This is a genomic window from Microvirgula curvata (assembly GCF_054781615.1).
Map to the genome: position 1 here is coordinate 1 of NZ_BAAGUB010000028.1, position 25,532 is coordinate 25,532.

Below are 25,532 nucleotides of genomic sequence, written 5' to 3' on the forward strand. Positions count from 1 at the left end.
GACTGTGTAAGCCTTGCTTTTCAGCAAGCGCCTACACTTATCGGTTGTCTGTTTTGTTAAAGAGCGTTTTTCCGAACTGAATCAGCGACTTGCTGCTTCGGCCGGCGCTGCGTTGTGCAGCGAGGAAGCGAACTATACGTCCGCCTCTCCCTTCCGTCAACACCTCTTCGCACTTTTCCTGTCACAAAAAGGTCAAACTACTGTTCGTAAAGGATATTTACTTTGCCGTCTCCGGCACCAGGATCGTGTCGACCGCATCAGCCAGCGTATCCGGATAGTCGCGACTGTAGTGCAGGCCCCGGCTTTCATGCCGCGCCATGGCCGAACGCACGATCAATTCGGCGGTCTGCACCAGGTTGCGCAGTTCGATCAGGTCATTGGTGACGTGGAAGTTGCTGTAGTACTCGTTGATTTCGGTCTTCAGCAGTTCGATGCGGTGCAGTGCCCGCTCCAGCCGCTTGTTGGTACGCACGATGCCGACGTAGTCCCACATCGAGCGGCGCAGTTCGTCCCAGTTGTGCGAGATGACCACGGCCTCGTCGGCATCGGTCACCCGGCTGTCGTCCCAGTCCGGGACCGCCGGTGTCTGCTGCTTGCCGGCCTTGAGGATGTGTTCCGCCGCCGCCCGCCCGATCACCATGCATTCGAGCAGCGAGTTCGACGCCAGCCGGTTGGCGCCATGCAGCCCGGTGCAGGCGACTTCACCCACTGCATACAGGTTGTCGACGTCGGTCTTCCCGCACAGGTCGGTCTTGAGGCCGCCGCAGGTGTAGTGCGCCGCCGGCACCACCGGGATCGGTTCCTTGCAGATGTCGATACCCAGCGCCAGGCAGGTGGCATGGATGTTCGGGAAGTGTTCGCGCACGAAGCTTTCCGGCTTGTACGAGATATCAAGGTATACGCAGTCGAGGCCATGACGCTTCATCTCGAAGTCGATGGCCCGGGCCACGATGTCGCGCGGGGCGAGTTCCGCCCGCGGATCATGGTTGGGCATGAAGCGGGTGCCGTCCGGCAGGCGCAGGATGCCGCCTTCGCCGCGCACGGCTTCGGAGATCAGGAACGACTTGGCATGCGGGTGATACAGGCAGGTCGGGTGGAACTGGATGAACTCCATGTTCGCCACCCGGCAGCCGGCGCGCCAGCCCATGGCGATGCCATCGCCGGTCGCGGTGTCCGGATTGGTCGTATACAGATAGACCTTGCCGGCGCCGCCGGAGGCCAGGATGGTGTGCTGTGCGGTGACGGTGTGGACTTCGTCGAGTTCAATGTCGAGCACATAGGCGCCGAAACAGCGCTTGCCTTCCAGCCCAAGCTTCTGCGCAGTGATCAGGTCGATGCAGATGTGCTGTTCCAGCAGGGTGATGTTCGGATGGGCGCGGATCTTCTGCCCCAGCGTCGAGGTGACCGCGCTGCCGGTCGCATCGGCGGCATGGATGATGCGGCGATGGCTGTGTCCGCCCTCGCGGGTCAGGTGAAAGCCGCGGTAGCTGTTTTCCTCGCCGTCGTCGGGAGAAAACGGCACGCCGAGCGAGATCAGCCAGTCGATGGCCTGGCGCGAGTTCTCGACGATAAAGCGTGTCGCCGGTTCGTTGCACAGCCCGCCGCCGGCCACCAGCGTGTCCTGGATATGCGCCTCGACCGAGTCGCCGGCATCGAGCACGGCGGCGATGCCGCCCTGTGCATAACTCGAACTGGCCTCGAGCAGTTCCTTCTTGGTGATCAGCCCGACCTTTTTCTTCTCGGCCAGATGCAGCGCCAGCGTCATGCCCGCCAGTCCGCTGCCCACGATCAATACGTCGAACGTCATCATCCCGTGTTGCCTGCGCAGTTTGCAATGCAGCGCAGCATAGCAAAAGCGGAACGGGAAAAGCTTATGCCGATTGCCTGAGCCGGCAAGCAGTAGTGCATGCAACCGCTTGCCGGCACCACAGGACGGTTGCCCTTACTTGCGGGTCTTGATTTCCTGCCAGTAGCGGGTAATCAGGCGCTGGGATTTCGGATCGAGCGGCATCTGCACATAGCCGGCGTTGACGGTCGCCGCCGACGGGTAGATCGACGGGTCACTGGTCAGGCTCTTGTCCAGCAGCGGCCTGGCCGCCTGGTTGCCGTTGGCGTAGGTGACCTTGGTCGAGATCGCCGCGATGATCTCCGGCCGCATGATGAAGTTCAGGAACTTGTGCGCGTTGTCGGGGTGTCTGGCGTCTTTCGGGATCACCATGCTGTCGAACCACAGTTCCACGCCTTCCTTCGGCACCAGCGGCTTGATGTCGACACCGTTTTTGGTTTCGATCGCACGCCGCCTGGCAATGTTCAGGTCACCGCCATAGCCGAACACCAGGCACAGCTCGCCATTGGCCAGCTCATTGATATAGCCGGACGACGAGAAGCGGGTGATATGCGGGCGGATGGATTTCAGCAGGTCGGCGGCGGCCTTCAGGTCGGCGGGATCGGTCGAGTTCGGGTTTTTGCCCAGGTAGTGCAGCGCAGTCGGAAAGACTTCTGACGGCGAGTCGAGCACCGACACCCCGCACGATTTCAGCTTCGATACATATTCGGGCTTGAACAGCAGATCGAACTGGCGCTCCGGCAGTTTGCCGCCCAGCGCCTGGTTGACCTTCTTCACATTGATGCCGACCGTGTTCATCCCCCACAGGTAAGGAATCGCATAGGCATTGCCGGGATCGAACTTGGTAGTGGTCTTCAGTACCTGCGGATCGAGGTTCTTGTAGTTGGACAGCTTCGCCTTGTCGAGCTTCTGATAGATGCCGGACTGGATCTGCCGGGCCAGGAAGGCATTGGTCGGCACCACGATGTCGTAGCCGGATTTGCCCGACAGCAGCTTGGCCTGCAGGATCTCGTTGCTGTCGTAGACGTCGTAGCGCACCTTGATGCCGGTTTCCTTCTCGAACCGGGCCACGGTGTCGTCGGCGATATAGTCCGACCAGTTGTAGATATTGAGGACTTTCTCCTCGGCGGCGGACACGAACGGCGATACGGCGAGCAAGGTCAGCAAAAGTGTTTTCTTCAGCATGATGCGGGCTTCTCCTCGTTATGAACGGACCGCGCCATGCGGAGGGCATGACGCGGGTGCTGCCAATACCGAAACATCACCGACTGCGGGCACTCGGCATCCTGCCCGGCAAACAAGCAAAACCCTTGCCCGCCATGGCAGTGCTCAGGACCGCGGGGAAAACCGGCTACACATGCAGCAGCAGATGGCGGCGCTCCCAGGGACTGATCACGCGCGCATACTCTTCATATTCGGCTTCCTTGACTGAACAATAGGCACGCACGAAGCGCTCGCCCAGCACTTCGGCCAGCGGGGCGCAGCCGCGCAGCCACTCGATGGCATCGTCCAGATGCCGTGGCAGTTCGTACGGCATGCCATAGGCGCTGGTCGCCAGTGGCGGCGTCGGCGTGCGTTCCTCGATCATGCCGAGGTAGCCGGCGGCCAGCGAGGCGGCAATCGCGATATACGGATTGCAGTCGACGCCGGGCAGCCGGTTCTCCACCCGCCGGGCCGCCGGGCCGGAATGCGGCACCCGCAGCCCGCAGGTCCGGTTGTCATAACCCCAGCGCACATTGATCGGCGCCGCACTGAAACGGGTCAGCCGGCGGTACGAGTTCACATACGGGGCGAAGAACGGCATCGATTTCGGCAGGTAGTGCTGCTGACCGCCGAGGAAATGCAGGAACAGCGCGGATGGCTCCCCATCCGGACGCGAAAACAGATTGCCGCCACCATCGACGCCGACCACGCTCTGGTGCAGGTGCATGGCGCTGCCCGGCTCGCCCTCCATCGGCTTGGCCATGAAGGTCGCGTACATCGAGTGGCGGATGGCGACCTCGCGCACGATGCGCTTGAACAGGAACACCTGGTCGGCCAGCGCCAGCGGGTCGCCATGGCTGAAGTTGATCTCCATCTGCGCCACGCCGACCTCGTGGATCAGGGTCTCGATCTTCAGTTCCTGGGTTTCACAGTAGGCATAGATATCCTCGAACACCGGATCGAACTCGTTGACCGCATCGACGCTGTACGCCTGGCGCCCGGTTTCCGAGCGCCCGGTGCGGCCGACCGGCGGCTCCAGCGGCAGGTCCGGGTCGGGATTGGTCGTGACCAGGTAGAACTCCATTTCCGGCGCCACCACTGGCTCCCAGCCCCGGGCGCGATACAGCGACAGCACCCGGCGCAGCACGTTGCGCGGTGACAGGTCGACCGGCGTACCGTCGAACTTGTAGCAGTCATGGATCAGCACCGCGGTCGGCTCCAGCGCCCACGGCACCAGCCGCGCGGTGGGCGGATCCGGCATCAGCACCATGTCCGGGTCGACCGGGGCCACATAGTCCTCGTCATCGTCCGGGTAGTTGCCGGTCACGGTCTGCAGCAGCACGACCTCCGGCAGCCGCAATCCTTCGACGTCGTCGTATTTGTCGCGCGGCACGATTTTGCCGCGTGCGATGCCGGTCATGTCCGGCACGATGCATTCCACTTCGGTCACGCGCTGGCGATCAAGCCAGCCGCTCAGGGATTCCTGATTCATGATCAACACTCCGGGCCGCCGACGCGCGACCGGGACGCGCAGGGGCGCACCGGGTCGACGCAGGGGTCGGCAACCGCGTTGGCTGCCCGCACCGGCGCACGCGCCAGCGGACGGCGGCTTGCGGCCGCGGTCCATGCGGGACTTCAATTCGGATGGGGGGGAGTAGCCGGACGGGCCGGCGATGGCGGTCAGGCCGCCGGGGACAGGCAGTCGCCGTGGGTGTCGAATGGCTGGACAAATACGCCGAGTGCGATGCGGGCGCGGCAGACGCCGGCATTGTGCGGCGACACGCGTCTCACCCCGGCGTCGAAATCGGCCAGCGGGTTGTTGAACGTGTAGGCGGCCAGCGGGGCAAAACGCATCGGGTCGGCACTCATCAGGTGTGACCGGCCACGGCTGGCCGGCCGGGTTGCCGACAGCGCGAACGGCACAGGCCGCCCGCGTGCATTTCATCAGCAACGCAGTGAGTTCACTTTACGCCGGGGTCATCGGCGGCGGCAAGGACTATCCGCCGCCTCCGGTACGCTAGTGCAGCAGGTCGCGCGGCGGGACCATGCTGATTTCGAACTGCTGCAGCAGCTCGGACAACTGTACCAGTGCCGCGTCGCGATCCGGTGCCAGATCCGGACTGATCAGCCAGGCAAAACTGGTCAGGCTTTCCCCGTCCCGGGTATGCAGCAGCGACAGCCACCAGGCACTGGCCTGCGGCCGGTACTCGACCTCGGCACGCACGGCGTTCAGGCCGATGCTCTTTTCCAGGTAGGACAGGCAGAACATCAGCCGCTTCACATTGTATTCCTGGGTACCGGTGGCAAAACTCTGCCACAGCGGCTCGGGCTGGAAGATGGTCGCTTCGCCGTAGTCGATCTCGGCGTTCATCGACTGCTCGATCACCGGCATCATCGCATCGAGCAGCAGTTGCGGATCGGCATGCTCTCCCTGCAGCGTGCCGCGCTCGACCGCAAACACGATCCAGTTCAGCGTCAGCCGTGGCAGGTAGTTCTGCCGTTCCTCTTCGTAGCGGCGACGCATGGCATCAACCTCTTCCGGCACGAACACTTCACCGGCATCGAGCGCGTCGGCAACGTGGATCAGCGTCTGGCAGGCCGAGTCGCGCAGCATCCCGTGGGTGAACAGCGCCGGCGAGACGTGCAGCTGCACCTTCGGCGCCAGGTGGTAGTGCTCGCGCAGCACCGCCTCCAGTCCGTCCAGGCCGGGGAAATACCAGCCCTCGCCGGCATGCTCGACGGTGTACATCAGCGGCACCGCCCACAGCTCGTAGGGCTTGAAGCTGCCGTCCGGCCGCGCCACGTCGGGGAAGGCAATCAGTTCGCGCGCGCGCGACAGCAGCGTATTGCGCGCCTGCGGCTCCTCGACCAGCGCCAGTTGCGCCTCGGTGAAGATGCGCGGGTCGTTGCTGTTCAGTGCGGCCTGGGTCTGCACTGCCAGCTGGATGCCGGCGGCCGGGTCGCTGTCGGCACCGCGCGCGGCGGCGGCCAGACTGGCGGCGCGTTCGGCGACACTGGCGCTCTCGTCGGTCTCGCGCTTCATGACCCGCAGCCGGCGGATCGGCTCGGCCTCGCGCTTCTTGCAGGCCTCGTCGATGGCCCAGTAGCAGGCGATGGCGTCGTCACAGATCTTCTGCAGTACCCCGGCGGTCGGCTCGCCATTGCCGTAGAAATTGAAGTCGGTCAGCGTCACGCCGTCATTACAGGCGTAATAGCTGACGTTTTCCGCCTCGTCATACAGCATGGCCGAGCAGAAACCTTCGGCGTCCGAGCCCTTGAATTCGAGATCCTGGACCACGATGCGGCAGACAAAGGTCGGCTCTTCGGTATGGACCAGGTATTCATGTTCTTCGAGACCTTCCGCGTCAACGGCATCACCGAAGATGAACCGGTTCGGCAGGAAGGGATCGCCAGGCAGGGTGGAAGAAGCTTTGATGGTTCGCATGGGCACCCTCAGAACGTCAGGATCTGGTCGGCCGTGCGCATCCAGCCCGCCACGTCGGCCAGCGTGCCGATGGCCGCGCCAGGAACGAAGCCGGCATCGAGCAGGCCGCGGGCGGCCAGGCAGGTCCGGCACAGCCGGATCTCGGCACCGCCGCGCGCCAGTTCCGCCAGCATGTCGCCGAGGTTCTGGGTCGAACCGCCGGTGTCCTGCCCGGCCAGCGCCGCCACCACGGCATCCGACATCAGGAACAGACGCAGGGAAACCGGCTCCGCCTCCGGATCAGTCAGCGCGGCGGCAAGGCGCAGGGCAGACAGGGCGGCTTCATGACCGTAGGGGCTGGCATTGAGGATGAACAGAAAGGATTTCATGACGATACGGCGTGTCGGCCGGCCTGACGGAAAGCGAAGATGAACGAATTATACCGTTACCGCTCAGGCCCGGCCGTTTGCCGGCACATATAAGAAAGCAGCCGTCGGCGCGCACGGCTCTCCCGCACCGGGCGGCACACGGTTAGAATGCGAACCATTATCAGTTCAGTATCCTGCCCCATGCCTCCCGCCCCTCGCCCTGGCTCCATCCCGCGTGACATCGCCGCCGTCGCCGACTACGAACCGTTCGCCCGCCGCTGCCTGGATGACAATGCCTGGGCCTATCTGGCCGGCGGTGCCGCCGACGAGCATACGCTGCGCTGGAACCGCGCAGCCTTCGATGCCATCCGCCTGCAGGGCAGCGTGCTGGCCGATGTCAGCGGCGGACACACCCGGCTGACCCTGTTCGGTCACGACTACGCGCACCCGGTGTTTCTGGCGCCGGTCGCCCATCAGCGCCTGTTCCACCCCGATGGCGAACTGGCAACGGCGCAGGCGGCCGAGGCGATGGAGGCGGCGATGCTGGTCAGCACGCTGGCCAGCACCCGGCTGGAAGACATTGCCCGGGCCGGCCGGGCGCCGCTGTGGTTCCAGCTCTATGTGCAGCCGGATCGCGGCTTTACCCGCACTCTGGTCGAACGGGCCGAGGCCGCCGGCTGCCGCGCGCTGGTGGTCACGGTCGACGCCCCGGTCTGGGGCCTGCGCAATCGTGAGCAGCGCGCCGGCTTTCAGCTGCCGCCGGGGGTGGAACCAGTCAACCTGCGCGGCATGTCCATGCCGGGCACGCCGCAGCTGGCGCCCGGTCAGAGCATGGTGTTTGACGGCCTGATGGCTCATGCCCCGACCTGGCGCGATATCGAAGCCCTGCGCGGGCTGACCCGCCTGCCGCTGATCCTGAAAGGCATCTGCTCGGCACGGGACGCGCAGCAGGCGGCACGCCTCGGCATTGATGGCGTGATCGTGTCCAATCATGGCGGGCGAACGCTGGATACCCTGCCTGCCAGCATCGACGCGCTGCCGGTCATTGCCGACGCGGTCGGCCCCTCGCTGCCGCTGCTGCTCGATGGCGGTATCCGCCGTGGCAGCGACATCGTCAAGGCGCTGGCGCTCGGCGCCCGCGCGGTGCTGATCGGCCGTCCTTATCTGCATGGACTGGCCACGGCCGGGGCGCTCGGCGCCGCCCATGTGATCAAGCTGCTGCGCGAGGAACTCGAAGTGACCATGGCGCTGTGCGGCTGCGCACGGCTGCAGGATATCGACCGTCGCATTTTGTTCACACCGCTGCCAGGCAGGACCAGCGAGCCGGAAAAGCGCTGAAATACAGTCTTTTACCGTTTCTGATACAGAAAATTCTCGTTTCATGACGGTTAATTCTGAGCAAGGTCAATAACACTTGGATTGACCCTTGAAAATAGGAAGCATTATCATTCCACATTCTGAAGCCGATCTTGTAACGAAGCCCTCAAGCAAGCCACCACCGCCCGCCTTTGCGGCGCCCAGGAAGCCAGCCAGAAGATTCTTACAACAACTAAAGCGGCGAAGCCCCGCCCCCGGTCCAGACCGCGTTTTCATGACATGAGCACGACGATCCGGGCCGGCGGACAGCGCTTACGCCGCTATTCCCCGCATGGAGTTCCTGGATGTCGTATATCAAAAGCCGCAAGCACGCGCCTTGTCACCCGCCGCGCCTGAACCGCACCGTCGCGCTGACGGCACTGGCCATCACCCTGCCGGCGACCGCACTGGCGGACGAACCGAAACAACTGCAGGCCGTCGACGTGTCAGCGCCGGCCATCAATCCGGACAGCTATACGGCCGAGCGCGCCGCCTCGACCAAATACACCGCACCACTGGTCGACACGCCGAAGTCGGTAACCGTGATCACCCGGGAAGTGCTCCGCGAAACCAATGCCACCAGCCTGCAGGATGCACTGCGCAGCACGCCGGGCATCACCTTCGGCATGGGGGAAGGCGGCAACCCGGCCGGCGACCGTCCGTTCATCCGTGGCTTCGATTCGCAAGGCAATCTGTTTATCGACGGTCTGCGCGACCCGGGTTCGCAATCGCGTGACATGTTCAACGTCGAGCAGGTCGACGTGATCAAGGGGCCTGACTCGGCCTTCAGCGGCGGCGGCGCGGTCGGCGGCAGCATCAACCTGACCACCAAGCAGGCCCGCCTCGGTGATTTCGGCGAGGTCGATGTCGGCTTCGGCACCGACAAGTACATGCGCGCCACCGTCGACCTGAATCGCCAGCTCGGCGAGACGTCGGCCCTGCGCCTGAACCTGCTTGGCTTCAGGAGCGATGTACCGGGCCGCGACGAGGTCGATCTCAATCACTGGGGCGTGGCGCCGTCGCTGGCCCTGGGCCTGGGCACGCCGACCCGGGTGAATCTGGACTATTACCACTTCCAGACCGACGACATGCCCGACTACGGCATTCCGTACAACAATCCGATCTCGCCGTACCTCACCGTAACCAGCCCCACGGCACCGACCGGCAAGCCGACCGCGAACCCGGCTGCGTCGCAGAACGGCGATGGCGGTCCGCTCGGTGTGGACCGCAACAATTTCTATGGCCTGGTCGATCGCGATTTCCGCAAGACCCGGGTCGACAGCGGCACGGTCAGGATCGAGCATGACCTGAACGACCAGTTCACCCTGCGCAATGCGACGCGCTACACCCGCTCGCTGAACGACTATGTGGTCACCAATCCGGGCGACTCCAGCGCGAATATCGTCAATGGCAGCCCGGCCATGCCGCGCAGCTCGAAAAACCGCCATTCGAGCAGCGAAGTCATCATCAACGCGACCGAGCTGACCGGCCATTTCCTGACCGGCGCCATCAAGCACACCATCGCTACCGGTTTTGAAATCAGCCGTACCGAAGTCGACAATCGCGGCTACACCGTCACCGGCACCTCGAACGCCAATATCCAGAACCCGAACCCGCACGACCCGTGGACCGGCTCGGTGGTCCGCGCGACCGCCGGCACCAAAACCACGACCAACACCCAGGGCCTGTATGCGTTCGACACGCTGACGCTGAATCCGCAATGGCTGCTGAACCTTGGCCTGCGCTATGACCGCTTCGATACCGAGCAGCGTGCGTACACCACCAACGGCACGGCACCGAATGCGGCCAGCAATCTCAGCAGCGACAGCACCTTCTGGAGCTACCAGGCCGGCATCGTGTTCAAGCCGCTCGAAAACGGCAGCATCTACCTGAACTATTCGACCGCCGCCAACCCGCCGGGTATTGCCGCCGGTGACGGCGCCGACTCGATCTCGGCCACCAACAAGGACCTGGAACCGGAAAAGACCCGCAGCATCGAGCTTGGCACCAAGTGGAACCTGCTCGACAACAGGCTGTCGCTGAGCGGTGCGATCTTCAACATCACCAAGACCAATGCCAAGGTCAACGTCGATGCGAACACCATGGCCACGGTCGGCAAGCAGGAGATCAACGGCTTCGAGCTCGGCATCGCCGGCGTGCTGACGCCGAAATGGCAGGTGTTCGGCGGCTACACCTATCTGGACAGCGAACTGAAGGAAACCGGCGGCTCGTACTGGAGCACCCGCAACGGCACCAGCTGGAGCTACAACAACAACGCGGCCAACAAGGGCAACCAGTTCCCGAATACGCCGAAGAACAGCTTCAGCCTGTGGACAACTTACAAGTTCCTGCCGCAACTGACTGTCGGCGGTGGCGCGTACTACATGTCCAGGGTCTACGGCGATCCGGCCAATACCAAGTGGGTGCCGTCGTACTGGCGCTTTGATGCCATGGCCAGCTACGACATCACCAGGAATGTCAGCGTCCGCCTGAACGTGACCAATCTGTTCGACAAGACCTACTACGACAAGGCCTACGTAACCCACATGGTGTCGGTGGCACCGGGACGTCAGGCGGTGCTGAGCGCCAACGTCAAGTTCTGAGTCTGCAGTCCCCCTCCCCGTCCGGTGCCTACCGCACCGGGCGGTTTTTGCCATTCAGGAGATCCGCATCATGATGCTGCACGTACCGGAAGTGCTGAGCCGCGAACAGGTGGCCGAATGCCGCCGCATCCTGGCCAGTGCCGAATGGGTCGACGGCCAGGCAACCGCCGGCATCCAGGCATCGCAGAGCAAACGCAATCTGCAACTGCCGGAGAACTCGCCGGTCATCGAGGGGCTGCGCGAAGTCGTGACCGACGCGCTGACCCGCCATCCGCTGTTTTTCTCGGCCGCGCTGCCGCACCGCATCCTGCCGCCGTACTTCAATCTGTACCAGGGCGGCGGCCAGTACGGCAATCACGTCGACAACGCCATCCGCCGCGCGCGCGGCCAGGGCCCGGCGCTGCGCACCGACGTATCGACCACGCTGTTCCTGTCCGACCCGGACGAGTACGAGGGCGGCGAACTGGTGGTCGAGGACGCCTATGGCGAGCACCAGGCCAGGCTGCCGGCCGGTGATGCCATCGTCTATCCGTCCACCAGCCTGCACCGGGTCGAACCGGTCACGCGCGGCAGCCGGGTCTGTGCGTTCCTGTGGACGCAAAGCATGATCCGCGACGACTGGCGCCGCACCATGATGTTCGATCTGGACCTGACCATCCAGCGCCTGCGCGAACAGGTTGGTGACAGTACCGAAGTGCTGTCGCTGACCAGCCACTATCACAATCTGCTGCGCCAATGGGCCGAGATCTGACGGTCCCGCGGAGACTCCCTTGTTGAAAAAAGTCTGGTTCCAGCTGCACTGGCTGTTCGGCATCACTGCCGGGCTGGTGCTGGCGGTCGTCGGTCTGACCGGCGCCCTGCTGTCATTCGAGGACGAAATCGTCTCGCTGCTCAATCGCGGCAATATCGTGCCGCCGCCTGCCGCCGTCCGGCTCGCCCCCGATGCGCTGGCCGCGCGCGTGGCCGGGCCCGGCAAGCGCATTGCGTTCATCATGCTGCCGGCCGATATCGACCGGCCGGCGCGAATCGCGTTTGCCGGCCCCGGCGGCAAGCGTGGCGAAACCCTGTATCTGAATCCCTACAGTGGCGAACGGATGGCGACGCCGACCGGCGCCGATGCGATGAAGCTGATTCGCGAACTGCACCGCTTCCTGCTTGCCGGTCCGACCGGCAAGTCCATTGTCGGCGCCTCGACCCTGGCGCTGCTGTTCCTGTGCCTGAGCGGGCTGTATCTGCGCTGGCCACGGCTGATGCGGCAATGGCGCAACTGGCTGGCCTTCAAACCGGCCCTGAAAGGCCGTGCCTTCCTGTGGAATCTGCATGCCACCGCCGGTACCTGGGTACTGGTCTGCTATCTGCTGTCGGCGCTGACCGGGCTGTTCTGGTCGTATGACTGGTACCGCGATGCGGTCAACTCGCTGGCCGGCGTCTCCCGCGATCGCGCCGGCGACGGCCCGCCGCGCGGCGAACGCGGCGACAGGCGCGCATCGCCCCGCTTCGACCTGCAGGCCCGCTGGCCGGCCATTGCCGCCGAGGTCGGCAGTTACCAGTCGATGATCCTGCGCCTGCCGAGCAAGCCGGGCCAGCCGCTGCAGGTCAGTTACCAGCGCGCTGGCGCGGCGCATGAACGCGCCTTTGATGTGCTGAAATTCGACCCGGCCAGCGGCGCCCTGCTGTCGCGGGAAAACTACGCCGACAAGCCGGCCGGCGCACAACTGGTCGCCAGCGTGCTGCCTCTGCATACCGGCGCCTACTTCGGCCTGCCAGGTCGCCTGATCCTGATGCTGTCCAGCCTGGCCATGCCGCTGTTCGCGATCACCGGCTGGATGCTGTACCTCGATCGCCGGCGCAAGAAAAAACAGGTCGCGGCAGCCGCGCGTCTGGCCGGTACACCGGCAGCGACGACTGGCGACGCGATACTGGTCTGCCATGCCAGCCAGAGCGGTCAGGCGACCGAACTGGCCTGGCAGACCGCCGCCAGCCTGCAGGCAGCCGGCCGTACCGTGTGCGTCGAGGCGCTGGGCCGCCTGCCGCCCGACGCCATCGGCCGTTATCACAATGTGCTGTTTATCGTCAGTACCTTTGGCGATGGCGAGGCGCCCGACAGCGCGCGGGCATTCCGGAAGCGGATGGCTTTGCCGGCCACGCTCGACGGCGTCCGTTTCGCCCTGCTCGCGCTTGGTGACCGCCAGTACGATGATTTCTGCGCGTTCGGGCGCCAGTTGCAAGACTGGCTGATCCGCTCCGGCGCCAGCGCCCGCTTTGCCCCGATCGAAGTCGATGCCGGTGATCCGGCCGCGCTGGCACAGTGGCAGGCCGCCCTGGCCAGCCATTACGGCGCCGGACCGGTTGCCGAAGCCGAACCGGCCGCGGCCGACTGGCGCATCGTGAGCCGCCAGCACCTGAACCCCGGCAGCCTGGGGGGGGCCACCTACCATCTGGAACTCGCGCCGCCAGCCGACCAGCGCCCGCACTGGACGTCGGGGGATCTGGTCGAAGTCACACCACGCCATGCGCAGGAGGTGGTCGATGCCTGGCTGGCCGCTGCCGGTCTCGATGCCGGTCTGACCGTAGCCGTGGAGGGAGAGTCGCGCCCGCTGGGCGAGTATCTGGCCGATGTGGTGCTGCCGGATCCGGCCAGCGTGAAGGACCGGCCGCTGGCCGGCTGGCTGTCGGGTCTGACGCCACTGCGGCCGCGCGAGTACTCGATCACCTCGCTGCCGGAAGACGGCCATGTTCATCTGCTGGTGCGCCAGGTGCAGACGGCAACCGGCGCCGGTACCGGTTCCGGCTGGCTGACCCGGCATGCGCCGCTGGGCGGCAAGGTCAGCGTGCGCGTACGCCGCAATGCCGGCTTCCACCTGCCGTCGACCGAACGGCCGCTGATCCTGATCGGCAACGGTACCGGACTGGCCAGCCTGCTCGGCCACCTGCGCGCCCGCGCGCGCCAGGGTCAGGGCCGCAACTGGCTGATCTTTGGCGAGCGCAACGCCGACCGCGATTTCTACTATAGAGACGAGCTCGAACACTGGCGCGAACAGGGCCTGCTGGAACGGCTGGATGCGGTGTTCTCGCGCGATCCGTCACCCGGCCGCTACGTGCAGGATGTACTGCGCACGACGGCGGATACCTTGCGGGAATGGCTGGATGCCGGCGCCGCCGTCTATGTATGCGGCAGCCTGAAGGGCATGGCGCCAGCCGTCGACACCGCGCTGCGCGAACTGGTCGGCGAACAGGCACTCGACGAGATGATGGCGGAAGGCCGCTATTGTCGCGACGTGTATTGACTGCCGTTCGGGGTAGGCAGCAACGGCCTCTTTGACCTTGCTGCCCGCCCGGCAGGCATTGGCGTGAGCATGACCGTCTGCACGCGGGAAATACTGACTTTTTATCCACAGGGCAAGTGAAACGGCAGTCGACCGGAGGCGCCCTGACCAGCAATGGCAGGCTTTCTGGCCAATGGGAAAAGTTATCCACAACCGGATACGGACGCCCGCTTACCTGACTTGTCCACAGGAGAGAAAATGCGTGCCCCCTGATCAGTCATCAAAGGCAGCGACTACGGCGTGTACGATTCTTTCCCCCAGTCCGGGTTTCTCCGTCAGGAGCGGGTAGCGCTTGCGCAACTGGTTTGAAATGCAGTTTCCGTTCTGCCGGATACTCCGGATGATTCTGTCGAGCTCGTGGTCCGGGGCTTCGAGAAACTGCTTGACCCCCTTCCTGGCATTGTCATTGGCCTGAAGGAACCTTGCCTCGGCCCGCATTTCATGTGTCAGCGTCGTGTCAATCACCTCCGCAAGGTAGATCACGTGCGCAGTCAGGTCTGGATAGCGCCAGGCTGGCAAGGCGTCGTCGTAGCCGCTGAAATGGAAGTTGTACTCGATTCCATCATCGCCAATAACGTCATTGCCAAAATGATATTGATCCGCGTAGTGCAGCATCAAGGGGCGGGAGAAGCGCTCAAGCACCTGTTCATACGCTGCCCGCGCATGAGTGCTGTTTGTGATTGTCGCCGATACCGGGAGGATGACCGGCGTCGGCAATACCCCGTCCCGCCGCAGTATGTCGTTGATCAGGAAGCGGGAAATACGGCCGTTTCCATCAGCCATCGGGTGGATATAGACAAAACCGAACGAGGCCGTTGCCGCCCGCACAATGGAAGCACTTCCCCTTGTCCTGTCCAGAAAGCAGGACAGGCCCGAAAGCAGCGACCCCGTATCGCTCCAGTGCGGTGCGATGTAGTCCACTACGGGCTGATAACGTTCGGCATGCCCCACGTAGACCGGAGACTGGCGCAATCCATAGCGCAGAGCCGAGTCCCCAAGGATGCCATTCTGCAGAGTAGCCAGTGTTTCCGGTGCAAAGGGGTTGTCATGTTTGCCGCATTCATTCTCCATCACCGCAGCGAAGCGACGGATCCGGTCTTCCTTGTCCTGTTCATGTTCGATCAGAAAGCTGGCCCTGCTTTCCTTCACGGTCAGCCAGACAGTGCTGCGCATGATCAAGTCAATACCGAAAGTTGACTCCAGCTCGGTCAGTCTGGCCTGGATGTCATACTGTTCCGACTCTTTCACACGGTCTGCACGCCGGATAATCGGGCAGAAGTCCCGGTTTCCCGGCAGATTGTCATTCACGCGCCAGCGCTGGTTTCTGACCCGCGCACCCACTACATACTCTTCCGGATCCAGCGCGTCCGTGTAGTTGCCCCTGCCAACATCCGGAACATCCAGTCTGGTCGGCATCAGCCACTCATAAAAGAAGCATGCGCGACGGGCATAGGCCCCTGTTGGCTCTCTGGCAATCCACTGTTCAAGCGCTTCCCTGGCTTGTGGCAAGCGATACAAGCGCGCCAGGAACTCCAGATGCACGCCCTGATAGCGGAACGCAAAGTTCAGATGCTCACTGAAGGTATCACCAGGGCGGTAGCTTTCCGTGTAGGTCTCAACCCGGTGATCGCCATCGGTCGTGGTAGACCGGCTTCGTCCTATGCCGCTCTGCACGGCAAAGGCATGCACGGGAGACACGCCGAGTGCATTTGCCAGCCATTGATAACCGATGAGTTCCATAAATTTGATTATTGCCCATAAAAAACGATTATAAAACAGCGTTTTCTCTGAAATTTGATTACGGAACGCAAGTCTCTGCACCCTCCGTTACGGTAGCGCCCCGACACAGAACGACAAAAAGCCCACCAGCAGGCGGGCTTTTCGATGTGGACAACAGGCCGGTCTACCGCGTGGTTGCCGGCGCCTCGGTCACGAAACCGATCCTGGCAACGCCACCGCGCTGGGCGGAAGCCATCACTTCGGCGACCTGTTCATAACGCGCAGCCTTGTCGGCACGCACGTGAACTTCAATCTCCGGCTTCACGCGCACCGCATCGGCAAAGCGCTTTTCCAGCGATGCTGCGTCGACCGGTTTGTCGTCCCAGAACATCTTGCCCTCGGCATCGACGGCCAGCCGGATGGCTTCCGGCTTGTCCTGGTGCTGGACGGCGGCCTCGCGCGGCAGCTGGATCGGTACCGCATTGGTCAGCAGCGGCGCGGTGACGATGAACACCACCAGCAGCACCAGCATCACGTCGACCAGCGGCGTGGTGTTGATGTCCGCCATCGGGGCCGCACCTTGCGAATGGAAACTACCGAACGCCATCGGTTTCTCCCGTTTGCGTCAACAACTGCGCATGCAGGTCATGCGCAAAACCGTCCATGTCGGCGCTGAGCACGCGATTGGCACGCAGCAGCGCGTTGTAGGCAACCACGGCCGGGATGGCGACCGCCAGACCGGCGGCAGTGGCCACCAGGGCTTCCCCGATCGGACCGGACACGGCGCCAATTGATGCCTGTCCCTCGTGGGCAATGCCGATCAGCGCGTTGTAGATGCCCCACACCGTGCCGAACAGACCGACGAACGGTGCAACGGCGCCAACGGTCGCCAGCCAGGTCATGCCGTTTTCCAGCTTGGCGTTTTCACGCGACAAGGTCTGGCGGATGACACGGGTCAGGTAATCGTCGATACCGCAGGCCTGGCCCAGCGTGCGCGTTGCGTGCTGGCGGTAATGCGCCAGCGCGTCCAGCCCGGCCTGGGCGATGCGCGCAATCGGCGCCTCGGCGTTGTGCACCATCTCGCTGGCGCGCACCCAGTCCGGCGTGGCCCAGAATGCCTGGTCCAGCGCCCGGTTCGCCCGGCGGATCGTGATGTAGCGCACGCTGCGCATCAGGATCAGCCACCAGCTGCTGACAGACATGGCGAGCAAGAGCAGAAAGACTGCGATCAGAATCGCGTCACCCTGGTGAAAAACCAGACTCAGATCCATCGTTTACGACATCCTTAGGTCAAATTGAACTTCATGGGAACCAGCACGCTGCCGGCAACGGCAGTGCTGCCGCGCTTGGCCGGCACGAAGCGCCAGCGCTGCACGGCATCCAGCGCCGCGCGGTCAAGACGGCCGAAACCGCTGGACTTGTGCAGCTTGACGGCGACAGGCGCGCCCTCGGCACTGACTTCAACGCGCAGCATGACGGTTCCCTGCTCGCCCATTTCCCGCGAGATCGGCGGGTAGGACGGCCGGGGGTTGGACAAATAGGCGGCATTGAAGGACGGCGCGACTTCCGCCGTCGATTCACTGCGTTCGGCGCCGCTGCGACTGTCGCTGTGCGAGTCGCTCGACGCCGTCCTGTCAGGGGAAGCATCACTGGCCGCCGACGCCGTGGACGGCGCGGCCTTTTCTGTCGGCACCGGGATTACCGGCGACTTGTCCGCCACCCTGGGCACCGGGCGCGGCTCGCGCTTGACGACCGGTTGCGGCTTGACCGGCGTCGGCTCGCTCCTGGGCGCAGCCGGCGCGGCGGCGGCAGGCGCGGGGGCTTCCTCGGTGATCGGCGCGAGGCTGACATAGTCGATGCGCGGCGCGGTCAGCGTCGTGTGTTCGACCGGCTTGGCGACGGCTGCCAGCAATACGACGTGCAGGCCGACGGCGATCAGGAGCGTGGAAGTTTCTGTCTTGCGATTCATGGCGGACATCATCTTAATGAGAACTTATCTCATGTTCAATAGAAATAAGAAGCTTTCTCACTCGTTTTCCGCATGACGGACGGCCCCGCTGTCGCCCGCCCCCCCGCTTGCAATCCGGCCCGGCGGCTTCATATGCAGGGGAACCCGGCCCGACCCCGTGTCGCGCGCCATTCCCCTTTTTCTTATCAAGGTCATTCCATGCAACAGTTCGACGGCACCACCATCGTTTCGGTGCGCCGCGGCGATCTTGTCGCCCTGGGCGGCGACGGCCAGGTCACCCTCGGCAACATCGTTATCAAGGCCACCGCGCGCAAGGTTCGCAGGCTGCACAACGACTCGGTCCTGGCCGGATTCGCCGGCGGTACCGCTGACGCATTCACGCTGATCGAGCGCTTCGAGGCCAAGCTGCAGAAATACCAGGGCAACCTGCTCGTCTCCGCCATCGAACTGGCCAAGGACTGGCGCTCGGATCGCGCGTTGCGCCGGCTGGAAGCCATGCTGATCGTGGCCGACAAGGAACGCACGCTGGTCATTACCGGCAACGGCGACGTGCTCGAACCGGAACAGGGCATCGCCGCAATCGGCTCCGGGGGCGCCTATGCCCAGGCTGCCGCGCGCGCCCTGTACGAGAACACCGAGCTGCCGCCGGCCGAGGTGGTGAAGAAGGCGCTGGCCATTGCCGGCGACATCTGCATCTACACCAACCAGAACCACGTGATCGAAACACTGTAGGAAAGATTGTTATGTCCTCCCAGATGACCCCGCAGGAAATCGTCCACGAACTCGACAAGCATATTGTCGGCCAGGGAGCCGCCAAGAAAGCGGTGGCCATCGCCCTGCGCAACCGCTGGCGTCGCCAGCAGGTCGAAGAGCCGCTGCGCAGCGAGATCACGCCGAAGAACATCCTGATGATCGGGCCGACCGGTGTCGGCAAGACCGAGATTGCCCGCCGGCTGGCACGGCTGGCCAATGCGCCGTTCATCAAGGTCGAAGCCACCAAGTTCACCGAGGTCGGCTATGTCGGCCGCGACGTCGAGACCATCATCCGCGATCTGGCCGAAGCCGCGATCAAGCAGGCGCGTGACGAGGCGGTCCATCGCAACCGCTACCGTGCCGAAGACGCGGCCGAGGACCGCATCCTCGATGCGCTGATCCCGCCGCCGCGTCAGCCCGGCTTCAGTGGCGAAAACACGGCCCCGGTCGAGCGCCATGACAACGACACCCGGCAGAAATTCCGCAAGATGCTGCGCGAGGGCAAGCTCGACGACAAGGAAATCGAGATCGAGATCGCCGTCAATGGCCCCGAAACCCAGATCTTCGCGCCGCCGGGCATGGAAGACCTGACCAGCCAGATCCAGGGCATGTTCGCCAATATCGGCGCCGGCAAGAAAAAGCCGCAGAAGCTGAAGATCAAGGAAGCGCTGAAGCTGGTCACGGATGAGGAAGCCGCCAAGCTGGTCAATGACGAGGACATCAAGGCGGCGGCAGTCCGCAATGTCGAGCAGAACGGCATCGTGTTCATCGACGAGATCGACAAGGTCACCGCACGCGGAGAAGGCACCAGCGGCGCCGACGTGTCACGGGCCGGCGTGCAGCGCGATCTGCTGCCGCTGGTCGAAGGCACCACGGTCAGCACCAAGTACGGGATGATCAAGACCGATCACATCCTGTTCATTGCATCGGGTGCCTTCCATCTGTCCAAGCCGTCCGACCTGCTGCCGGAGCTGCAGGGCCGTCTGCCGATCCGGGTCGAGCTGTCGGCATTGTCGGTCGAGGACTTCGAGCAGATCCTGACCGCAACCGATGCCTGCCTGACCCGTCAGTACCAGGCGCTGCTGGCCACCGAGGGCACCGAGCTGTCGTTCACTGACGAAGGGATCCGCCGTCTGGCCGAGATTGCCTATCAGGTCAACGAGAAAACCGAGAACATCGGTGCGCGCCGTCTGCATACCGTGCTGGAAAAGCTGCTTGAAGAGCTGTCGTTCGATGCGAAGACCGGTCCGGTCTCCATCGATGCCGACTATGTGAACGCAAAGCTGGAAGGCATTGCCCGGCGCGAGGACCTGGCCCGCTACATTCTGTGACCGGACAGTCTGCAGCAGAAAGGGCCGGCGCGAATGCCGGCCCTTTTTTTGACAATGATATTACGCACGTATCTCATAATATTTATTACAAATCGCACAGAATGGCTTTGTCTTTTCGCCTTGCCGGCAAAGCCTGCCGCAAAAATTTCAGCCCGGATTGCAGCCCGGTCCGGGCCGGTTCAGGCCGCGCTGGCCCGGTTTGCCGCATGCCCGGGGAAAACCTGGCTGCCCGTGGCCAGCCAGCCTGCCTGGCGGGGGATAAGATGGTGGATAACTTTAGCAACGCTCGGCCGGATTGCCGCGAAAACCCCACCGGCATTCCGCCGTATCCGGTGCAATCCCGCCACTGGCGCGGATTTCGTCCGGCCAGGCGCAGGCCATGCCCGCCAGCCACGATGACTGACTCCCCTGTGGATAATATGGGGAAATTTCCGCCGGCAAAGCAATGTCTTTGTTAAGATGAATCCGAGCTTCCAAGTATCAGGCCCATGCCCAAACCCAATCGACTGTCTCATTTTCTGCCTTTGGCGTTCAGGAATGGCCAGAGCATCAGCCGCTTTGCCAAGCACTGCGTACGATGCAATGAACTGGTCACCGCAGATCACATGCACGGCGTCGCGGCCGTGATCCAGAACCGGATAGTGATTGCGGCCAAGGCGCGCTGCCCGGCATGCGATGCCGAGTTCGCCATTTCCTGCGTCATTACCGAGGACAAGAAAGTCCATCGGGTTCTGCTGCCCGGCTGGGTGCTGCGCTGGTGGCTGTCGACAGCCAGGACCGAGGTGCCGCGAACCCGTTCCCGCGACTGGCAATACGAGGAAGAAGCACAGCGCGCACCGGAACCGCCACGTTCACCATCCGTCGACCGCGACAGCGCAACACTGTCACCCGAGGCACTGGGACAGTTCGACGGCGAACCGATCCCGGCCTGGATCAGTGTTGACGGCACCACACTGCATTTCGTCCGCACGGCACCCAAGGGCATCCACGAACCGCTGCGCCCCGGCGAAGTGCTGTTCAACGACCGCCTGATCTACAGCGCGGCACAACGGCCGGCCTGAACCGGTCAGCCAAGGTCGCCCCAGACCGTCTGCAGCGCAGCCGCCGCGGCCAGTGCCGCGGTTTCGGTACGCAGCACCCGTGGCCCGAGCGCCAGTGGCGTCCAGCCCCGGGCAAAGGCAGCCTGCTCCTCACCATCGCTGAGCCCGCCCTCGGGACCGGCCATCAGCCAGACCTTGCCCTGCGGCGGCGCATAGTCGGCCAGCCGCCGGTTGCCGACCGGCGACAGCAGCAGCCGGTGCGATGCCTCCAGCGACTGCTGCAGGAAGGCATCCAGGCTCATCGACGGCAGTACTTCCGGGATGGTATTGCGGCCGCACTGTTCACAGGCCGCCTGCACGATATCGCGCCAGCGTTCGGTCTTGCGCCCGGCGCGTTCCCCGCCCAGTCTCAGCACTGCGCGCTCAGTCACTAACGGCTGAAACACGCTGATACCCAGCTCCACGCCTTTCTGCAGCGTGAAATCCATGCGTTCACCGGTGGAAACGCCCTGCGCCAGACACAGGGTCAGCGGCGACTCGCGGTTGATTGCCAGCCGCTCGCCGAGTTCGACCCGCGCATGTCGCTTGCCGAGGTCACGCAGGATGGCCCTGACCTCGCCCCCGCTGCCGTCAAACAGCCTCATCTCGTCATCGGCGCGCATGCGCAGTACCTGTACGTGTCTGACCACATCGTCCGGCAATGCGTATTCACCGGCTTGCGGAAGCGTCTCGGGGATGAAAAAACGGGGCATGCATACCTCTGGGGGCGAATTCATTGGGTCCGTGCTTTGACACGGCCATCGGCAAGCCGGTATTTTGCCAGTTGAGCGCTGACAATGCCGAGTCGGTGTAGCCGTGGAGAATAATGACAATGCAGGCTGTCGACCAGGTCATCCATCTGTTGCGCGAAATTGCGCAGACAGAGGTCATGCCGCGTTTCCTGCGCGTGTCCGCTACGCGAAAGCATGACGGAACCCCGTTTACCGAAGCCGATCTCGCTACCCAGGAAGCACTGGCCAGGGCACTGCCCGACATTATCGCCGCGCCGGTGCTCGGCGAGGAAATGACGCCGTGTGAGCAGGCGGCCCTGTGGGACAAGGCCGGCGATGCCGGTATCTGGGTGGTCGATCCGATCGACGGCACCACCAATTTCATTCACGGCCTGCCGTATTTCGCCATTTCGGTAGCCTGGATGGTCAATGGCCGCAGTGAACTCGGCGTGATCTACAACCCGGTGGCCGACGAGATGTTCTATGCCGAGCGGGGCGGCGGTGCCTACCTGAACGGCGTCCGCCTGCCGCTGAAGCCATCTCCCGAGCATTTCACCGACACCATTGCCGCGGTGGAGATCAAGTATCTGAAAAGTGGCCGGCTGTCGAACCGGCTGCTGGCCACCGCGCCATTCGGCAGTCTGCGCAATCTCGGCTCGTCGACGCTGGACTGGTGCAATCTGGCCAGCGGCCGCTATGACCTGTACCTGCATGGCGGCCAGCGCCTGTGGGATTACGCGGCCGGCGCACTGATTCTGGAAGAAGCCGGCGGCCGCTCCGCCACCATAGAGAGCGATGACTACTGGTCCAGTCAGCTATGGCACCGGACCGCCATCGCCGCACTGGACCCGCGTTTCTTCGAACCATGGAAGCACTGGATCCGCCTGAACCAGTAATCCTGTTTCACGTGAAACAAAAAGCGCCCCGGGGGGCGCTTTTTCCATCAGCCTGCATTTGCAACCGATTACAGCTCGGCCACGATATCCTGGCTGAACGATTTCTCGCAGTACTGGCAGCGCATCTTGGTGCTGCCATCCTTGGCGCGACGCACGTGAAACACGCTCTTGACCGGTTCGTTGTGCGAAATGCAGTTCGAGTTCGGGCAGGCAAAGACGCCCTCGATCAGCTCCGGCAGATCCAGCGTGTACTTCTCGGCCACTTCGAAGTTGCGGATCACGTTCACCGTTGCATCCGGCGCGAACAGTGCCAGCTGGTTGGCCTGCGACGGCGTCAGCAGCACGTTCTCGATCTTGATCAGGTCCTTCTTGCCCAGGCGACGGCTGGGCAGGTTCAGACCGACATACAGCCGTTCGCCCGATTCCATCAGCTTGAACATGCGCAGGATCTTCACCCCCTGGCCGGCGGTGATATGGTCGATGGCGGTGCCGTCCTTCAGTGCTTCGACTTTCAGCGTGTAATCAATCTTTTCCATCTTGCTCAATCCTTCTTTCCGGCCCATCACAGCGTTTCGTTCAGTACCAGCGCCAGCAGCGCTTCACGGGCGTAGACACCGTTTTCGGCCTGCTGGAAGTAGTACGCGTACGGCGTATCGTCGACATCGATCGAAATTTCATCGACGCGCGGCAGCGGGTGCAGGATGCGCAGATTGTCGCGGGCGCCCTTCAGCGTATCGGTGTTCAGCACGAACTTTGACTTCATGTGCTTGAATTCGGTTTCGTCGAAGCGTTCCTTCTGCACCCGGGTCATGTACAGCACGTCGAGTTCCGGCAGCACTTCCTCGATATTCTGATGCAGGCTGTATTCGATGCCCTTTTCATCCAGCTCTTCGCAGATGTACTCCGGCATGGCCAGCGGCTTCGGGGCAATGAAGTAGAAACGGCAACCGAAGTGGGTCAGCGCCTGGGCCAGCGAATGCACGGTGCGGCCGTACTTCAGATCGCCGACGAAAGCCACCTTCAGGCCGTCCAGCGTGCCCTGGGTTTCGTAGATCGAGAACAGGTCGAGCAGCGTCTGGGTCGGATGCTGGTTCGAGCCGTCGCCACCGTTGATGACCGGCTTGCCATTGGAGAACATCGACGCCAGGCGGGCCGCCCCTTCCTGCGGGTGACGCATCACATAGGCATCGACATACGAGGTGATGATCTTCACCGAGTCGGCCAGCGTCTCGCCCTTCTTGGCCAGCGATGTGTTGCCGCCGTCGGCGAAACCGATCACCGAGCCCCCGAGGCGGTGAACGGCGGTTTCGAACGACAGCCGGGTGCGGGTCGAAGCCTCGAAGAAGCAGCTGGCCACCACCTTGTTTTTCAGCAGGTCATGGCGCGGCTCGCGCTTCAGCTCGCCGGCGACATGAACGACCAGTTCGAGCTCCTCGCGGGACAGGTCCGAGATGGAGATGATGTGCTTTTGATAGAGCGTATTCTTCATGCTTTCCTTCCTTGCAGCACGGCCGCCCCGTGACGAGCGGCCGAAAAAAAAGCCCCAAATCATTGGGGCTTTTAAAAAATCGGATTCCTGATTTCGCGAAACTGAAAAATGTCGCCGCTGTCGACGCATTTCAGCGCGACATTCGCATGAGTAAAGCTGCTGGCTACGACGTACATCATCTGTCCCGAAAAAAATCGCGAAATTATACGTCCGGGAGCCACGCCGGGAAAAGGGGTCCGACGAACGGCTGTTTGCTGACGTCGCTTTCAGGCAAAACAACGTCGCACAGAATTATTTATACCACCTTGAGCACATTTCGCCGCCCCAGGATGGGCGATCCCGGTCGCATGTGGAATAATTCCAAGGTTTGTCTACCCCTTTCCGGGGGAAGCTTGACGCTCACCCGCCGGATACCGCCATCCAGTCTGAACCGGAGCCCTCCATGGATTTCGAAAAAGCCCGCTTCTACATGATCGAACAACAGATCCGTCCGTGGGACGTTCTCGATCAACGTGTTCTCGATCTGCTCGCCGAAGTTAAGCGCGAGGATTTCGTGCCCGCCGGCAACCATTCGCTTGCCTTCGTCGACATGGAGCTCCCGCTGCCGACCGGCGGCAAGATGCTGCAGCCGAAAGTCGAGGCGCGCATCGTGCAGGAAATGGACATCCAGCCCACTGACGTCGTGCTCGAAGTCGGTACCGGCACCGGCTATCTGACCGCACTGCTCGCGCGCAGCGCCCGTCACGTCTATTCGCTGGATATTTCGGCGCAGGCGATCGAGATCGCCCAGGCCAACCTGGCCCGCGCCGACATCCGCAACGTAACGCTCGAAGTGGCCAACGGCAGCGAGGGCAACACGGCCCACGCCCCGTACAACGTCATCGTTATCGGCGGCTCGCTGCCGGTGCTGCCGGAAGCACTGAAGGCACAGCTGGCCCCTGGCGGCCGCCTGTTCGCCACCATCGGTGACGAACCGGTGATGCGCGCCATCCGCGTCGTTCGCGACGCTGGTGGCCAGTACCGTGAGGAAACCCTGTTCGATACCGTGATCGACCCGCTGTTCCAGATCACCGAACCGGAACGCTTCGTATTCTGATGCGGGAAATCTCGCCGCACGACCTGTCCGCCTGGCTGGCCGATCCGGCGCGTGATGCGCCGTTTCTGCTCGATGTGCGCGAACCGGCCGAAGTTGCCATCTGCCGGCTGGCCGACAGTGTCAACATCCCGATGAACCTGATCCCGTCACGGCAGTCAGAGCTGCCCGACGACCGGCCCATCGTCGCCATCTGCCACCACGGCGTGCGCAGCTTCCATGTTGCAGCCTGGCTCGAGCACGCCGGTTTCAGCGAACCGCTGAGTCTGGCAGGCGGCGTCGCGGCCTGGGCGGACCAGATCGAACCGTCGATGCCCCGTTACTGACCGTTCACGCAACAGGCTGC

The 25,532-nt window shown here is 63.3% G+C and carries 23 protein-coding genes; 10 read left to right on the top strand and 13 right to left on the bottom strand.

Annotation, left to right across the window (positions count from 1 at the left end; all coding sequences use genetic code 11):
• Positions 1 to 217: 217 nt before the first annotated feature.
• From nadB to ACYVG8_RS11055, 6 genes are all read right to left on the bottom strand, one after another.
• Positions 218 to 1,810, bottom strand: a complete 1,593-nt coding sequence (nadB, locus tag ACYVG8_RS11030) for an L-aspartate oxidase (protein WP_028498729.1) — start codon at positions 1,808 to 1,810, stop codon at positions 218 to 220.
• A gap of 132 nt (positions 1,811 to 1,942) precedes the next feature.
• Positions 1,943 to 3,031 carry a polyamine ABC transporter substrate-binding protein gene (locus tag ACYVG8_RS11035; RefSeq protein ID WP_036385513.1) on the bottom strand — a complete coding sequence of 363 codons (1,089 nt, stop codon included), beginning with the start codon at positions 3,029 to 3,031 and terminating at the stop codon, positions 1,943 to 1,945.
• A 166-nt stretch (positions 3,032 to 3,197) separates the two neighbouring features.
• Positions 3,198 to 4,541: a glutamine synthetase family protein gene (locus tag ACYVG8_RS11040; RefSeq protein ID WP_460745808.1), complete on the bottom strand. Its 1,344-nt coding sequence runs from the start codon at positions 4,539 to 4,541 to the stop codon at positions 3,198 to 3,200.
• 188 nt (positions 4,542 to 4,729) lie between these two features.
• Positions 4,730 to 4,918, bottom strand: coding sequence for a hypothetical protein (locus tag ACYVG8_RS11045; RefSeq protein ID WP_146745005.1), 189 nt, complete (start codon positions 4,916 to 4,918; stop codon positions 4,730 to 4,732).
• A 148-nt stretch (positions 4,919 to 5,066) separates the two neighbouring features.
• Entirely contained in the window at positions 5,067 to 6,494 is a 1,428-nt protein-coding gene (locus tag ACYVG8_RS11050; protein WP_460745809.1) for a hypothetical protein, read from the bottom strand.
• Between the two features lie 8 nt (positions 6,495 to 6,502).
• Positions 6,503 to 6,862, bottom strand: a complete 360-nt coding sequence (locus ACYVG8_RS11055) for a DsrE/DsrF/TusD sulfur relay family protein (RefSeq protein WP_028498724.1) — start codon at positions 6,860 to 6,862, stop codon at positions 6,503 to 6,505.
• Positions 6,863 to 7,042: 180 nt separating this feature from the next.
• Here ACYVG8_RS11055 and ACYVG8_RS11060 point away from each other — a divergent pair, with 180 nt between their 5' ends.
• The 4 genes from ACYVG8_RS11060 to ACYVG8_RS11075 all read left to right on the top strand — a co-directional run bounded on the left by ACYVG8_RS11060 (position 7,043) and on the right by ACYVG8_RS11075 (position 14,087).
• Positions 7,043 to 8,179, top strand: coding sequence for an alpha-hydroxy acid oxidase (locus ACYVG8_RS11060; protein WP_028498723.1), 1,137 nt, complete (start codon positions 7,043 to 7,045; stop codon positions 8,177 to 8,179).
• 323 nt (positions 8,180 to 8,502) lie between these two features.
• The gene (locus ACYVG8_RS11065; protein WP_051528738.1) at positions 8,503 to 10,800 is read left to right on the top strand and encodes a TonB-dependent receptor; all 2,298 of its coding nucleotides are present in this window, start codon (positions 8,503 to 8,505) and stop codon (positions 10,798 to 10,800) included.
• A 70-nt stretch (positions 10,801 to 10,870) separates the two neighbouring features.
• A complete protein-coding gene (locus tag ACYVG8_RS11070) occupies positions 10,871 to 11,551 on the top strand; it encodes a Fe2+-dependent dioxygenase (protein ID WP_460745811.1) in 681 nt (226 codons plus the stop codon).
• 22 nt (positions 11,552 to 11,573) lie between these two features.
• Positions 11,574 to 14,087 carry a PepSY domain-containing protein gene (locus ACYVG8_RS11075; RefSeq protein ID WP_460745812.1) on the top strand — a complete coding sequence of 838 codons (2,514 nt, stop codon included), beginning with the start codon at positions 11,574 to 11,576 and terminating at the stop codon, positions 14,085 to 14,087.
• A 252-nt stretch (positions 14,088 to 14,339) separates the two neighbouring features.
• Here ACYVG8_RS11075 and ACYVG8_RS11080 read toward each other — a convergent pair whose 3' ends face one another.
• From ACYVG8_RS11080 to ACYVG8_RS11095, 4 genes are all read right to left on the bottom strand, one after another.
• A complete protein-coding gene (locus ACYVG8_RS11080) occupies positions 14,340 to 15,947 on the bottom strand; it encodes a Fic family protein (protein WP_199489722.1) in 1,608 nt (535 codons plus the stop codon).
• Between the two features lie 82 nt (positions 15,948 to 16,029).
• Entirely contained in the window at positions 16,030 to 16,452 is a 423-nt protein-coding gene (locus tag ACYVG8_RS11085; protein ID WP_028498719.1) for an ExbD/TolR family protein, read from the bottom strand.
• The gene (locus ACYVG8_RS11090; protein WP_028498718.1) at positions 16,439 to 17,116 is read right to left on the bottom strand and encodes a MotA/TolQ/ExbB proton channel family protein; all 678 of its coding nucleotides are present in this window, start codon (positions 17,114 to 17,116) and stop codon (positions 16,439 to 16,441) included. Before ACYVG8_RS11090 ends, ACYVG8_RS11085 begins: the two co-directional genes overlap by 14 nt.
• Before the next feature lie 14 nt (positions 17,117 to 17,130).
• Positions 17,131 to 17,814: an energy transducer TonB gene (locus tag ACYVG8_RS11095; protein WP_159075944.1), complete on the bottom strand. Its 684-nt coding sequence runs from the start codon at positions 17,812 to 17,814 to the stop codon at positions 17,131 to 17,133.
• A 198-nt stretch (positions 17,815 to 18,012) separates the two neighbouring features.
• Here ACYVG8_RS11095 and hslV point away from each other — a divergent pair, with 198 nt between their 5' ends.
• The 3 genes from hslV to ACYVG8_RS11110 all read left to right on the top strand — a co-directional run bounded on the left by hslV (position 18,013) and on the right by ACYVG8_RS11110 (position 20,959).
• Positions 18,013 to 18,546, top strand: a complete 534-nt coding sequence (hslV, locus tag ACYVG8_RS11100) for an ATP-dependent protease subunit HslV (RefSeq protein WP_028498717.1) — start codon at positions 18,013 to 18,015, stop codon at positions 18,544 to 18,546.
• A gap of 11 nt (positions 18,547 to 18,557) precedes the next feature.
• Complete coding sequence (hslU, locus tag ACYVG8_RS11105; protein ID WP_028498716.1) at positions 18,558 to 19,898, top strand: ATP-dependent protease ATPase subunit HslU; 1,341 nt, start codon at positions 18,558 to 18,560, stop codon at positions 19,896 to 19,898.
• Between the two features lie 605 nt (positions 19,899 to 20,503).
• Entirely contained in the window at positions 20,504 to 20,959 is a 456-nt protein-coding gene (locus ACYVG8_RS11110) for a hypothetical protein (protein WP_051528736.1), read from the top strand.
• 5 nt (positions 20,960 to 20,964) lie between these two features.
• On the opposite strand, the gene ACYVG8_RS11115 is transcribed toward ACYVG8_RS11110, so the two are convergent.
• Positions 20,965 to 21,690: a 16S rRNA (uracil(1498)-N(3))-methyltransferase gene (locus ACYVG8_RS11115; protein ID WP_112692019.1), complete on the bottom strand. Its 726-nt coding sequence runs from the start codon at positions 21,688 to 21,690 to the stop codon at positions 20,965 to 20,967.
• 119 nt (positions 21,691 to 21,809) lie between these two features.
• Between ACYVG8_RS11115 and ACYVG8_RS11120 the strand changes: the two genes are divergently transcribed.
• A complete protein-coding gene (locus tag ACYVG8_RS11120; protein WP_028498713.1) occupies positions 21,810 to 22,604 on the top strand; it encodes an inositol monophosphatase family protein in 795 nt (264 codons plus the stop codon).
• Between the two features lie 68 nt (positions 22,605 to 22,672).
• Here the strand turns inward: ACYVG8_RS11120 and pyrI are convergent, their stop codons facing one another.
• Both pyrI and pyrB read right to left on the bottom strand, forming a co-directional pair.
• Positions 22,673 to 23,140, bottom strand: a complete 468-nt coding sequence (gene pyrI, locus ACYVG8_RS11125; protein ID WP_036385572.1) for an aspartate carbamoyltransferase regulatory subunit — start codon at positions 23,138 to 23,140, stop codon at positions 22,673 to 22,675.
• A gap of 26 nt (positions 23,141 to 23,166) precedes the next feature.
• Complete coding sequence (gene pyrB, locus ACYVG8_RS11130) at positions 23,167 to 24,093, bottom strand: aspartate carbamoyltransferase (RefSeq protein ID WP_028498711.1); 927 nt, start codon at positions 24,091 to 24,093, stop codon at positions 23,167 to 23,169.
• Between the two features lie 442 nt (positions 24,094 to 24,535).
• On the opposite strand from pyrB, the gene ACYVG8_RS11135 reads away from it, so the two are divergent.
• Both ACYVG8_RS11135 and ACYVG8_RS11140 read left to right on the top strand, forming a co-directional pair.
• Positions 24,536 to 25,189 (top strand): protein-L-isoaspartate O-methyltransferase family protein, encoded by a 654-nt coding sequence (locus tag ACYVG8_RS11135; protein WP_028498710.1) that lies wholly within the window; start codon positions 24,536 to 24,538, stop codon positions 25,187 to 25,189.
• Positions 25,189 to 25,512: a rhodanese-like domain-containing protein gene (locus ACYVG8_RS11140; RefSeq protein WP_028498709.1), complete on the top strand. Its 324-nt coding sequence runs from the start codon at positions 25,189 to 25,191 to the stop codon at positions 25,510 to 25,512. Before ACYVG8_RS11135 ends, ACYVG8_RS11140 begins: the two co-directional genes overlap by 1 nt.
• The last annotated feature ends 20 nt before the right edge of the window (positions 25,513 to 25,532 follow it).